Below are 12136 nucleotides of genomic sequence, written 5' to 3' on the forward strand. Positions count from 1 at the left end.
TCCCCCTGCGGTGGAACCCGCGCGGCGGATCGTCCCCACCGGGCCGGCTCCGTCGTCGGGGGCGGGCGACGCCGCCGCGCCGCGTCCGGTGCCGGGGCTGCTCGCCGCCGCCGAGCGCCACCTGCGCATCGGGTCACCGGCCGCCATGGCCGACGCGGTGACCCGCAGTCACCTCGACGACGGACGGTGCGTCGGTTGGTACGGCCCACCGGCGCCCGGCTGGCGGGTGGCCATCGACGCGGAGCGCGCCGACGCCCCGGTGCCCCCGGCGCTTGCCCGCCGGTTCGGCGCGAGTGACTTCTGGGCCCGGTGGACCCGTGCCGAGTGCTGCTGCAAGCTGGCCGACGTGCCGGTGGCGGCCTGGTGGCGGCGCCACGGTCTGGGTACGCCGGCCGACGGGTCGGCGCTCTGGCGAACCCTGCGCACGGCTGACCTGGTGGTCACCGTCGGCTTCGCCCCCGCAACCCTCCCACCCCCACCCCTCCCGCCCCGCGATCTTGCACTTTCTGACGTCCAATCGCAGCTTTCGCGCCTTTGGTCGGGACAGTAAGTGCAAGATCGCCAGGGCCGGGGCGGGCCGGCCCGGGGCGGGGTTACGGGTTAGATCTGGTCCCAGCTCAGGGGGGTGCCTCGGGGGACGTCGGTGGTGAAGGTACGGCCCAGGACCCGGTCGATCTCCACGGGCGCCAGCCCGCCGGCCGGACGGATCGAGCGGACGTTCTGCGCGGTCACCGGATCGCCGGCCCGGACGTCCTCGACCACGAAGAGCGACCGGCGGAACCGCAGCCCCTCCCGCTCGGCGGGGGTCGGGCCGATCGCGGTGCCGCCCAGCGCCGCGTACGCGCGACCGGACTCGGCGACCAGGGCGGTGAGCTCCGCCGGGTTCAGGGAGAAGTCCGAGTCCACGCCGCCGTCGGCCCGGTCCAGCGTCACGTGCTTCTCGATGAAGCAGGCGCCGAGCGCCACCGAGGCGACCGCCACCCCGATGCCGGGCGTGTGGTCGGAGAGCCCGACCGGCACGTCGAACGCACCGGCCAACACCGGCAGTCGGCGCAGGTTGCTGTCGGCCGGCGGCGCCGGGTAGGACGCGGTGCAGGCCAGCAGGACGATGCCCGCCGCGCCACCGTCCCGGGCGGTGCGAACGGCAGCGTCGATCTCGGCGACCGTCGCCATTCCGGTGGAGATCACCATCGGCTTGCCGGTGCTGGCCACGAGCCGGATCAGCGGCAGGTCGACAAGCTCCGACGAGGCGATCTTGTACGCGGGCGCGTCCAGCGACTCCAGCAGCTCCACGGCGGTCGCGTCGAACGGCGACGAGAAGACGGTCAGGCCACGCTCGCGGGCCCGCGCGAAGATGGGGGCGTGCCACTCGTACGGGGTGTGCGCGCGCTCGTAGAGGCGGTACAGGTTCTCCCCGCCCCACAGCTCGTGCCCGCTGGAGATCCGGAACGCCGGGGTGTCGACGTCGATGGTGATCGTGTCCGGCCGGTACGTCTGGAGCTTGAGCGCGTGCGCCCCGCTCTCGGCCACCGCGTCGACGATGGCCAACGCCCGGTTCAGATCGCCGTTGTGGTTGCCGGACATCTCGGCGACCACGAACGGTCGCTCCCCGGCACCGACCGCGTGCGGTCCGATCTTGATTGTCGCCGTCATTCCGACCTCTGCTCAGGTACGCCCGCACCGGGGTGCGGTGGTGCTGTCGTCGTCCACCCGGCGGGCGGACGACCTGGAAAACGAGGGCGCCGGGAGCCGCCCCGGCTCCCGGCGTGCTCTGCGGTGGGGGCGGTCACGGCAGCCGACCACCGGCCAGCGCGTCGCGCCGCTCCGGCGCGAGCCCACCGTCGTGCGTCGGGGCGGCGCCCGCCGCTCGGCCCGGGTCCTCGTCGGCCGCGCGCGAACCGCTGTCGGCGCCACCCACCGGGCCGGGCCGACGCAGGCGGCCGGCGACCCGGTGGGCCTGGCGCAGCGCCGAGTACGCCAACCAGTCACCCCGCCCGACGAGGCGGTGCTTGAGCCCGGTCACGCCGGGGGGCAGCGGGTAGCCGCCGGTGGGCAGGTACCGCTGGTAGTGCGCCGCGGACCTGTGGAAGAAGTCGCGCCGCAGGTGTGGGTGCAGCCGGCCGTCGTTGCCCACCACCACCAGGTAGTGGCTGATCATCAGCTCGAACAACTCGGCCTGCAACCGCTCGTCCGGGTGCTTCCGGGCGACCCAGTCCATCAGCCGCTCGTACTGGGCGAAGGCGTCGAAGTGCCGGCCGCTGCGGGTGGAGGTGATCGCGCCCTGGCGGCCCTGGCGGTACAGGTAGCAGACCCGGTCCAGCACGGAGATCTTCTCGGCCCCGATCAGCAGGGGGTGGCTGAACGGGATGTCCTCGTACCAGCCGGGGAAGAACCGCAGCTCCAGCTCGTCCATGAAGTCCCGGCGGACCACCTTGTTCCAGGCGGTGTGCTGCACCCGCAGCAGTTGCGGCTGGTCGGCCAGCCGGGTCACGTCGGGAATTCCGCGCAGCAGCGGGCTGCTGGCGTCGACCTCCCGCCGGCCGTCCTCGTGCACCCGCAGGTGGTCGAGCATCAGCACGTCGGGCTGGTGCTGGCGCAGCCGGTCCAGCACCGCCGCGATGGTGCCCGGCGGCAACCAGTCGTCGCTGTCGACGAACCAGACGTACCTGCCGGTGGCCACGTCAAGCCCGGCGTTGCGGGCCAGCCCCAGACCCACGTTGCTGCTCAGGTGCACGACGCGTACGCGGTCACGGCCGACCGCGTACGAGCGGAGCATGTCGCCGCAGCCGTCCGGGGAGGCGTCGTCGACGGCGATCAGCTCGACCGCGTCCGACTCGCCCGCCGGGATGTCGGCCCGGATCGACTCGAGGCACTGGTACAGGTACGCCTCGACGCCGTACACGGGCACGACGATGCTCAGCAGCGGTGCGTGCGTCGGCTCATTGACCACGTCCGCCACCTTCGACGATCCGGGTGGCCAGCCCCGGAACCTGACGTTGCCGCCGATGGTGGAATCCCTGAACTCCCGCCCAGCGGAAGGTTAACGACGGTGCAGCGGGGTTTCCCAGAGTCTGGGAGAACGGGAAACCCGCCCGATGGACCACAGGCTGGGTTGCCGGCCCGATTTCGGGACGCCAACGATCAACGGGGCGACGCGACGGGTAGGGGTCGAGCGAAGATCATCGAAACCTGTCCCCATCGATGGAGGTCTCATGAAGCGGTTGACTGCAGTGTTCCGGGCCACGGGGGGAGCCGGTCACACCAGAGGTGGTCGCATCACACGCGCCGCCGTCCTGCTCGCCGCACTGCTGGTCACCGCCCCGCTGGTCGCCCCCGGGTCGGCCGCCGCGGCACCCGCGCCGATCATCGGAGGCGAGACCCAGGACGACGCCGACGGGCTCGCTGCGGTGCTCATCGACGGTGACTACAACTGCTCCGGCTCGATCGTCGACAACTACTGGGTGCTCACCGCGCGACACTGCATCTACTCGGGCAGCACCCGGATCGCCGACAGCCGGATCAGCGTCCGGGTCAAGAGCATCTACTACTACACAGGTGGTGGCGTGGTGAACGTCGCCGATTCCCGGGTGCGGACCAACCACGACATCGCGCTGCTCAAGCTCACCCGCTCCGCGAACGCCGAGCCGGTCCGGCTGCCCACGGCGACCACCAAGGTCGGCGCCACCACCTACGCCTTCGGGTGGGGTCGGACGTGCGCGACGTGCAATCCGTCCGCGATTCTGCGCCGCGCGACGCAGAACGTCACCTCCATCGAGGCCGTCGACCTGCACGGTGGCCGGGCCATCCGCACCACCGGGTTGAACGGCATCTCGTGCTTCGGTGACTCCGGCGGTCCGCTGTTCAAGCTCGTCGACGGCCTGCGGTACCAGGTGGGTGTGTTGTCGACGGTCACCTCAGGGTGCGGCGGCATCGCCAACTGGGGAACCGTGCCCGAGAGCCGGGACTGGATCATGGACGTGATGGCCACCGTCTAGGACGACGTCACGTGGGGGGTCGGCCCGGCGTCGGGCCGGCCCCCTTCGCGTTCGGTGCCGCTGGGACACGTCCGGTTCACCCGGGAGTGACCCGGTAGGGTGCCTCGGTGCGGCCCTGCCGGGCCGCCGCGGGCGTCGCCGTCGTGCCGTCCGACGCCGCGCCGAGGAGGACACGACCGTGCTGGTGACCCTGCCGAGCGTCGGGATCCCGGCATGACGACCGCCGCCGCGGTGTCGGCCGCACCGCCCGCCCCGCCCCGGCTGCCGTCGCTGACCGGGCTGCGCTGGATCGCCGCTCTGCTGGTCTTCGGCTTCCACGCGGGGACCATGCGGATCATCGCCGAGCCGGACTACAAGGCGGTGATCGACGCGCTGTTCACCCTGGGCCTCTCCGGGGTGCAGTTCTTCTTCATCCTCAGCGGTTTCGTGCTGGTCTGGTCGGCCCGTCCGGGCGACTCCCGGCTCACCTTCTGGCGGCGGCGGGTCGCCAAGATCTACCCGAACCACCTGGTGCTGTGGGCGGCGACACTCGTGGTCGCCTGGTGGTTCACCGACCCGGTCCTACCGGCGGCCGCGCTGGAGAACCTGCTGCTGCTCCAGGCCTGGGACCCCCGGCCGGGCTGGTTCTACAGCATCAACACCGTCAGTTGGTCGCTCTCCTGCGAGTTCTTCTTCTACCTCTGTCTGCCGCTGGCGCTGCCGCTGCTGCGCCGGGCCCGGCCGAAGCTGCTCTGGGCGCTGATCGTCGCGATGCCGCTGCTGATCCTCGCGCTCTGGCCGGCGCAGGAGTTGGTGCCGGAGGTGAGCCGGTGGTGGTTCACCCAGATCTTCCCGCCGGTACGGTCGCTCGAGTTCTGGTTGGGCGCGGTGGCGGCCGAGTTGATGCGCCGAGGGCTCTGGCGCGGTCCCGGTCTGACCGTGGCCAGCGGGATCTTCCTGGCCACCTGGGTGGCGGCCGCGCAGTGGATCCGCGCCGAGCTGTGGACGACGCTGCTCGCGGTCGCGTACCTGTTGGTGATCGCCGCCGCCGCGGACGCGGACGTGCGGGGTCGGCGCTCGCCGTGGCGGTCCCGGCCGCTTGTCTGGCTCGGTGAGGTCTCGTTCGCCTTCTACCTGGTGCACGTGCTGGTGATGACGAGCGTGCTGCGCTGGAGCGGAACCTGGGGGATCGGCTTCGCGGGTTGGCGTGGGCCGGCCGTGGTGCTCGGCTTCCTGGTGGCGAACCTCGTTCTCGCCGGGCTGCTGCACCGCTTCGTCGAGACCCCGATGATGCGCCGCCTCGCGCCGCGCCGCCCGGCCCGTCCGGCGCCCGTCCCCCGGCAACGCGCGGCCGGCACCCAGGCCGCCGGCAACGACGACGTACCGGAGCGGGGGAGCGGGGCCCGAGGCGAGGCCGGCGAGGTCGGTCAGCCCAGCGGTCGATCAATGTACGTCGACAGGCGCTGACAGCGTCCACCCTGGTCAGCGGGGTCGGCGCGGCGTGATCCGACACGCCCGTGGTCGGTGCGCCAGGGTCGGCGCGACGGTAGCGTGGGGACGTGCTTCCGGTCGCGTTCACCTGTCCGCTGTGGTGGGTGGCGCGCTGGGCGACGCGGGTGTTGACCAGCCTCGCCGTCGTCGCGGCCCTGGCGCTCGGCGCAGGCCCGGCCACGGCCGCCGTGTCGATGCCCAGCCCGGTGCCAACGTCGAGCGCGGTGCCGGCCTTCGTCGCTGCCGGGCCGCTGGCGGCCTCCTGCCGGCACGCCGAGGCGCAGGACGCGGAGCGCTCGGCCCCGCCGGAGGCCACCGAGGAGTCGGTTCCGGCAGGGTCGGTCGGCACGCCGGTGACGCTCCCCGGCGATCAGGGCACTGCCATGGCCGGCGTGCTGCCGGTCCGCGCGGCCGAGTCGGACCGGCTGCCCCTCGTCGACGGTGCGAGCGGTCGAGCTTCCCGGGCCCCGCCCGAGCGCTGAGCCACCGGGACGACAGTCCCGTCGCCGCGCCCTGTCGACCGACCCGCTCCCTGCCCCGCCGACCCGTGGCCCACCGTGGCCCGCTGGCCGGCGCGGCTCCCCATCGCACTGCTCTCTCCCCGAGGTGCCGACCATGGAGACCGTCGTCTTCTACCAGTTCGTGACCGAGGTGCCGCAGGCCGCCGCCATCTGGTCGACGCTGTTCCTGCTGACCCTGGGCCTGCTCACCGTGCTGGCCGCCCGCCCGGAACGGGAGCGGCCCACTGACGACAGACCCCCGGCCGGGCCCACTCCTCGGGAGCTGGCCGCCGCCGAGGCCGTCGACAGGCGCCGCTACGCCGAGGAGGTGGCGGTCGCCGCGACCGGCGCGGCCACGACCGCCAAGCGGCGGCGCGCCGCCTGGCTGACCGCTCAGGAGGAGATGGAGCGGGCCTGGACCGGGTACGACGAGGCGGACACCGCCGCGCGTCGCTTCGCGGGCGCCGGGGCGTTGCCCACCCCGCAGACCCCGCACACCCCCACCGAGTACGCCGCCCGGGAACGCTATCTGCACCGCGCGGCGATGGCGGCGTACTGGCGGGGCGACCTGACCATGGCGCAGCTCGGCGACGTGTTCGGGCACCGGCACGGCTGGGATCCCCGGCGACACCCGGTCGAGCAGGAGGTGCTGATCAGCCGTGTGGTCCGGGATGCGCGGCTGGCGGACTACCAGGTGGCCGCCGGCCGTGAGCGGGCCGCCTGGCGGGCCGCGGAGTTGGCCGCCGAGTCGGCTCGTACCCTCGCCGAGGAGGCGTACGCGGCGGCAGCCCGGCTGCGTCCGACCCCGGTGCCCGCGCGCCGGACGGTGGCCGGGGCGTTGCGTCCCGCCGTCGTGGCACGCTGGCGCCCGGCCCGGGTGGGTTGAGCCCGATCCGTTATGTGAGGCCGGTCACGTAATTGTGGAATCGGACGCCCGACGCGATCCGCGTCATTGTTCCCGCGATTGTGGTCGCGTTCTTTCCGGCCTGTCCGGTTGTCGCCCGCAGGCGTCGCCGTAACCGGTTGTCCCATCGAGTCACATCATCGGCAATACGCGCAGAAATTGTCGTGCCGATTGGGGTTTACGCAGGTGAACCTGGCTTGGCAGGGCGCGAAGCGGCCAGTAGTGTCGTCCCGTCCGGTGCGGTAACCGATCGCAAGACGCGACGCCGCACCGACCCGCTCAATCGTGATCAACGAACCGGGGACCCACCAGTAAGTCCGGGGTGAATCCGCGAGCCACGGCCCGCGGTAGGGCGATCTTCCCGCCCGAATCCGTCAGCTAACCCGGTAGGCGGTGTCGGAAGGAGTCAACTCCTCGTGCAGCACCTTTCCACCCCTCGGTTGTTCCCTCGCCTCCACGGCGCGGCGGTGCACCCGCTCATTCGTCAAGCGACGGTGAGCTGACCCCCGGGTCATCGCCTTCCCCGCCCGGCCACGCCGGGCGTTCCCCTGAGCGGTTCACCATCCGCGGACCACGGTCCGCGCGCTGGCGCCTGCCCGGATACCGGTCCGGCCCCGGTGTGCCGCTCTCCCCCCGATCCGTGGAGGACCCCGTGAAGCACACCCTGCAGCGTCAGCTCCGCCGCCTCGCCACCGAGCGCCCGTACCAGATCGTTGCCGCCTCCGCCGCGGCCCTCGCGATCGCCACCACCACCGGCGCCCTGCTCACCACGGCCGACGACGCCCCGGCCAGCCAGCGCACCGCGACCACTGTCGCCGAGATGCGCAGCGACGTCGCCGCCTCCCGCAGCGAGGTTCGGGACGCGTCCCCCTCGGCCACCGCCGCGCCGACCACGGCCGCCCCGGCCACCAGCGCCGCGTCACCCGCCGCCAAGGCCAAGAGCAACCCGGACCTCACCCGTAAGCCGACGCCGCCGAAGCCCCCCGCGACGAAGGTCCTCGACTACGACTACGAGGCGCAGAACACCTACTACAACTGCGGGCCGGCGGCCACCCGGAACGCGCTCAGCGCCGCCGGCGTCGACCGCACGCAGGAGGAGCTCGGCGCCGAGCTGGGCACCACCGAGATGGGCACCAACTCGGCCGAGGACACCACCCGGGTGCTCAACGCCGAGGTGAAGGGTTCCCCGTACCGGACCCGGATGTTCCCCGGCGCGCCCAGCCCGGCGCAGATGGACCGGCTCCAGGCCGACGTCGTGAAGGCCATCACCGACGGCCGCGGCGTGGTGGCCAACGTCGTCGGGGACGCCTCCGACACCGACGGCGGCTGGCACTCCTACGGCGGCGGGCACTACATCGCCGTCGTGGGCTACAAGGACAACGGTCGCACCGTGCGGATCGCCGACTCGGCGAACCCGGCCGACCCGTCGTACTGGATCACCACGATCGACCTGGCCAACTGGATCACCAGCCGGGGCTACTCCGCCTGACCCGGGCACGCTGACCACCGCGGGCGCCGTCTCTCACGAGGAGACGGCGCCCGCGGTGTCTTCGTCGACGGGTCAGTACGTGATGAAGCTGTACAGCGCCTTGTGGTTCGACTTCGTCCCGACGACCGTGTGGTCGACGGCGGACGATTGCACGCTGCCCTTGACGAACAAATAGTCAATCTTGCTGGAGCCGCTGGTGGCTGCCGATCCGTACCCGGTCATGCCGTAGCCGCTGAGCGTGCCAGGGGCGATGCCGGTGCGGTTCGCGTCGATCCCCACCACGCGGATCGTGGACGCGTTCAGCAGCGCGGTCGCGTCCGCACCGAGGTGGATGCCACTGTTGGCGATGCCCCGGTCGCCGTCGCCGGCGCAGGCGTTCTGCCGGTTCTCCTGCGGCAGGTGCATGGTCGCGGCGAACACGCTCGTGCCGGTCGCCTTGATGGTGAAGCGGGCCGCGATGGCGCTGGTCCGCTTCCACTTGTAGTAGTCGGTGCTGTCCGGGTCGCTGTTCGGCGGCTTGTACAGCGTGCACCCGGCGCCGTCGGCGTACGCCGTGCCCGGCTTGAGCCAGCCCGCGCTCCAGTACTTCGAGATGTCGCCACTGGCGAGGTTGAGCGTCCGCTTGTTCCAGACGATGGCGTTGGTCTGCTTCTTCTTGAGGTCCCCGAGCGACTGCGAGCTGCACTTGTGCGTGCTGCCCCACGGCTCCGGGTCGTCCCACACCACAATCGCCCCGTAGCTGCCCGCCGGGTAGCCGAACTTCGCCGACAGCTGGTCGGCGTACGCCTCGGCCTGGCCGGTGCCGCGCACCTGCTGCACGATCAGGATGTCGGGCGCCAGCACACCGCTGGTGCCGGTGCGACCGGCGTCGTCGACCAGGATCGAGCTCAGGTGGTCCGGACCGGAGATCCGGGTGCAGCTTCCGTCGGAGTTGTTCACCACCAGGTTCTCGATGTTGTTGTTGTAGACCCGCAGGACCCGGTCGGCCGCCGTGACCGCCTCGGCGCTCGGCGCAGGTCCGCTCGGGGGCGTGCCGAGCGCGGGGGCGCTGAGCGTCGTGCCGAGCGCAGGTCCGCTCAGCGTCGTGCCGAGCGCAACGGCTGTCAGGGCCGCGACAAGTGCTGATCGGTGCCTCGTGAGCAAGGTGGACTCCTCTCCACGACGGGATCGACAGATGGCCGTGCCCGCCAGACGCCGAACTCTACAGTGGATCTTCAGGTCCCGGGGGTGGCGTGGGTGACGACTCTCGTACCAGGCCGTGAACCGTGGGAGACTGCGGCCGTGGTGGATGAATCGGGTGGTCACGCCGGCCGCAGGCCGGTCCTGCTGCTGCTGCACGGCATGGGGGCGACCGGGGACGTCTGGTTGCCCTGGGCCCCGTACCTTGAGCAGCACTGGCCCGGGCGGTGGCTGGCACCGGACCTCGCCGGTCACGGCTGGGCACCGCCGCTGCCGTCGTACTCCTTCGAGGGTTTCGCCCAGCGGATCGCGCAGGCCCTCGCCCCCGACGACCGGCTGGTCGTGCTCGGGCACTCGCTGGGCGGGGTAGTCGGCCTGGCGCTGGCCGCCCGCGCCGCCGGGACGCCTGTCGACGCGGTGGTCGGCCTGGGCATCAAGGCGCTCTGGTCACCCACCGAGCTGAGCCGGGCCGCCGAGGTCGCCGCCCGCCCGGTGAGCTGGTTCGCCAGCCGTGCCGAGGCGGCGCGCCGCTACCTGCGCGTTGCCGGACTCGCCGGCCTGGTCCCGCCGGACCACCCGGTGGTGGACGCCGGGCTGCGCCAGGTCGACGGCCGGTGGCGCCTCGCCATGGACCCGACCGCCTTCGCCGTCGGCGAGCCCGACCTGACCGCGCTGCTGGCGGCGACCGACGTGCCGGTGGTGCTGGCGCGTGGAGAGAACGACCCGATGGTCACCGACGAGCAGCTCAAGGAGTACGGCGTACCGGTCGCCACGCTGCCCGGTCTCGGGCACAACGCGCACGTGGAGGACCCGGCGGCGGTACTGGCGCTGCTCGACCCGTACCGCTGAGCGGCCATGCGGGTGCGGATGACGCGGTCAGGGGCTCGGCGGGTCAGACCGGCTCGGCCGGCTAGGCCGGTGTGGACGCGGTCAGGGTCTCGACCGGCGCCAACTCCCGGCGGGCGGCGGTCAGGAACGCGTCGGCGTACGACTCGGCCGGGAAGTCACCCAGGTAGCGGCGGCGGGTGGCCCAGCGGGCCTCGGCCAGCGGGTCGGTGTCCAGAAGCGCGGTCAGCACATCATCCACGTTGGACATGTCCCTGCGCAGCACGTAACCGGACCCGGCCAGCGGGAACCGCTCGACGAACCGGTCGCCCTCGTCGCCCATGTCGGTGACCGCGTACGGCTTGCCGGAGTAGAGGAAGTCCGAGATCACGCCGGACACGTCGGAGACCAGCACGTCGCAGGAGTTGACGCAGTCGGTCAGGCTCAGCTCCCGAGCCGCCGCGCCGACCACGTGCTGGCGGCCGGTGCGGGCCCGGTCGGCGACGAGCAGCTCGGTCAGGCGGCCCAGCTGGCGGGCCGATGCCGGGTTCTGCGCGGTGTACGGGTGGGCCCGCAGGATCACCGTCGCACCGCGCTCCAGCAGCCGGTGCAGCAGCTTCTCGGCCACCGGCAGCGAGCAGTAGTCGGCGTCGGCGTGGTGCCCGGTCCAGGTCGGGGTGTAGAGCACCGTCGGATGCGCCAACCCGCGCGCGGGCTCCGGGCGTACCTCGATCGACTCGACCTGTGGGCGACCCACCACCACGAACTTGTCCGCCGGGATCTGCACCCCGGCGCGGGCGTACCTGTCGATCGCCGCCTGCCCGGCCACGAAGATCCGGTCGAAGATCCCCGACACCGGGTTGGCGCTCGGCGCCTTGTCGCTGTCGCCGTGGTGCAGCTGGACGTGGGTGAGCTGGGTGAAGCGGACGCAGTGGCTGTTCTTCGCCCCGTGGTTGACGTAGAACGCCGCCCGCAGGCTCGGCACCAACGCCTCGTCCATCGCCCCCAGGGTGGGGCAGTAGACCACCGGAGCGTCGGTGGCCGCCGCGATCGGGGCCAGGAACTCCGGCTCACGCAGCACGACCAGGAACGGCCGGCCGATCCGTTCCAGGTACGGCAGCCACATGGTGACCTGGTATTCCGACCCGGGAGGCGCGGAGAAGTAGAGCAGGAACTCCGGCTGGTGCCGGCGCAGCGCGGCGGCCACCGCCCCACCGCCGGCCCTCGGCCGGAACCGCCGCCGGGCCAGGTCGAGGGCCACCGCGCCGGCGCCCGCGCCGACCAGCAGGCTTACGGCGAGCGCCACACCCGCGGGCAGGGCCAGCGCGGCGGCGAGCGCCAGGGCCGCGAGCAGCCCGAGCAGAGCCGTACCGAGCCGGTCGGCGATCAGCGGCGTCCAGGCGCGCACCGGCAGGTTGGCCGCCCGGATCTCCAGGCTGCCGGCGGTGCGCAGCGGCCCCACCAGCAGCACCAGCCCCAGCAGGACCAGCCCGGTGGCGACCAGCGCGAGGTTGAGCCCGTCGTCCAGCCGCCGGGAGTAGCCGACCAGGACCGCTGCGGCGATCAAGGTGGTCTCCGCCACGAGGTCGGCGCCGGGCCGGATCCGCTGCTCGGTGGCCGAGGCGGCCAGCGCGGCGACGGCCAGCGCCAGCCCCCAGCCGGTGGCGCCGGTCAGCGCCAGCACGACGAAGGCCAGGACGGCCAACCCGGTGGTCAGGCACCGGGCGGCCAGCTTTCGGACCAGGTCGCCGCGCATGTCGCTCCGTTCGTGGTT

At 72.6% G+C, this 12136-nt stretch carries 11 protein-coding genes and 1 riboswitch; of the genes, 7 read left to right on the forward strand and 4 right to left on the reverse strand.

Annotated elements, in window-relative coordinates:
• Positions 1-10: 10 nt before the first annotated feature.
• Complete coding sequence (locus ACQP0U_RS09935; RefSeq protein ID WP_433317745.1) at positions 11-550, forward strand: hypothetical protein; 540 nt, start codon at positions 11-13, stop codon at positions 548-550.
• Between the two features lie 50 nt (positions 551-600).
• Here ACQP0U_RS09935 and pseI read toward each other — a convergent pair whose 3' ends face one another.
• Positions 601-1653, reverse strand: coding sequence for a pseudaminic acid synthase (gene pseI, locus ACQP0U_RS09940; RefSeq protein ID WP_433317747.1), 1053 nt, complete (start codon positions 1651-1653; stop codon positions 601-603).
• 133 nt (positions 1654-1786) lie between these two features.
• A complete protein-coding gene (locus tag ACQP0U_RS09945) occupies positions 1787-2950 on the reverse strand; it encodes a glycosyltransferase family 2 protein (protein ID WP_433317749.1) in 1164 nt (387 codons plus the stop codon).
• A 262-nt stretch (positions 2951-3212) separates the two neighbouring features.
• On the opposite strand from ACQP0U_RS09945, the gene ACQP0U_RS09950 reads away from it, so the two are divergent.
• The 5 genes from ACQP0U_RS09950 to ACQP0U_RS09970 all read left to right on the forward strand — a co-directional run bounded on the left by ACQP0U_RS09950 (position 3213) and on the right by ACQP0U_RS09970 (position 8358).
• Positions 3213-3995 carry a S1 family peptidase gene (locus ACQP0U_RS09950; protein WP_433317750.1) on the forward strand — a complete coding sequence of 261 codons (783 nt, stop codon included), beginning with the start codon at positions 3213-3215 and terminating at the stop codon, positions 3993-3995.
• A gap of 213 nt (positions 3996-4208) precedes the next feature.
• Positions 4209-5441, forward strand: a complete 1233-nt coding sequence (locus tag ACQP0U_RS09955) for an acyltransferase family protein (protein ID WP_433317751.1) — start codon at positions 4209-4211, stop codon at positions 5439-5441.
• A gap of 92 nt (positions 5442-5533) precedes the next feature.
• Positions 5534-5947 carry a hypothetical protein gene (locus tag ACQP0U_RS09960; RefSeq protein ID WP_433317753.1) on the forward strand — a complete coding sequence of 138 codons (414 nt, stop codon included), beginning with the start codon at positions 5534-5536 and terminating at the stop codon, positions 5945-5947.
• Positions 5948-6080: 133 nt separating this feature from the next.
• Positions 6081-6851, forward strand: a complete 771-nt coding sequence (locus ACQP0U_RS09965; protein WP_433317754.1) for a hypothetical protein — start codon at positions 6081-6083, stop codon at positions 6849-6851.
• 284 nt (positions 6852-7135) lie between these two features.
• Positions 7136-7277, forward strand: a riboswitch (cyclic di-AMP (ydaO/yuaA leader).
• A 232-nt stretch (positions 7278-7509) separates the two neighbouring features.
• Positions 7510-8358: a C39 family peptidase gene (locus ACQP0U_RS09970; protein ID WP_433317756.1), complete on the forward strand. Its 849-nt coding sequence runs from the start codon at positions 7510-7512 to the stop codon at positions 8356-8358.
• Positions 8359-8430: 72 nt separating this feature from the next.
• Here the strand turns inward: ACQP0U_RS09970 and ACQP0U_RS09975 are convergent, their stop codons facing one another.
• The gene (locus ACQP0U_RS09975; RefSeq protein WP_433317758.1) at positions 8431-9501 is read right to left on the reverse strand and encodes a hypothetical protein; all 1071 of its coding nucleotides are present in this window, start codon (positions 9499-9501) and stop codon (positions 8431-8433) included.
• 138 nt (positions 9502-9639) lie between these two features.
• On the opposite strand from ACQP0U_RS09975, the gene ACQP0U_RS09980 reads away from it, so the two are divergent.
• Positions 9640-10386, forward strand: coding sequence for an alpha/beta fold hydrolase (locus ACQP0U_RS09980; RefSeq protein ID WP_433317760.1), 747 nt, complete (start codon positions 9640-9642; stop codon positions 10384-10386).
• Between the two features lie 61 nt (positions 10387-10447).
• On the opposite strand, the gene ACQP0U_RS09985 is transcribed toward ACQP0U_RS09980, so the two are convergent.
• Positions 10448-12118, reverse strand: a complete 1671-nt coding sequence (locus ACQP0U_RS09985) for a CDP-glycerol glycerophosphotransferase family protein (RefSeq protein ID WP_433317762.1) — start codon at positions 12116-12118, stop codon at positions 10448-10450.
• Between the last annotated feature and the right edge of the window lie 18 nt (positions 12119-12136).

This window comes from Micromonospora sp. CA-269861, assembly GCF_050948505.1.
Lineage (GTDB): Bacteria > Actinomycetota > Actinomycetes > Mycobacteriales > Micromonosporaceae > Micromonospora.

Excerpts from the sequence above, each read along its gene's own strand:
- pseI (WP_433317747.1), bottom strand. The coding sequence starts at position 1,653 with ATGACGGCGACAATCAAGATCGGACCGCACGCGGTCGGTGCCGGGGAG.
- ACQP0U_RS09950 (WP_433317750.1), top strand. The coding sequence starts at position 3,213 with ATGAAGCGGTTGACTGCAGTGTTCCGGGCCACGGGGGGAGCCGGTCAC.
- ACQP0U_RS09955 (WP_433317751.1), top strand. The coding sequence starts at position 4,209 with ATGACGACCGCCGCCGCGGTGTCGGCCGCACCGCCCGCCCCGCCCCGG.
- ACQP0U_RS09965 (WP_433317754.1), top strand. The coding sequence starts at position 6,081 with ATGGAGACCGTCGTCTTCTACCAGTTCGTGACCGAGGTGCCGCAGGCC.
- ACQP0U_RS09985 (WP_433317762.1), bottom strand. The coding sequence starts at position 12,118 with ATGCGCGGCGACCTGGTCCGAAAGCTGGCCGCCCGGTGCCTGACCACC.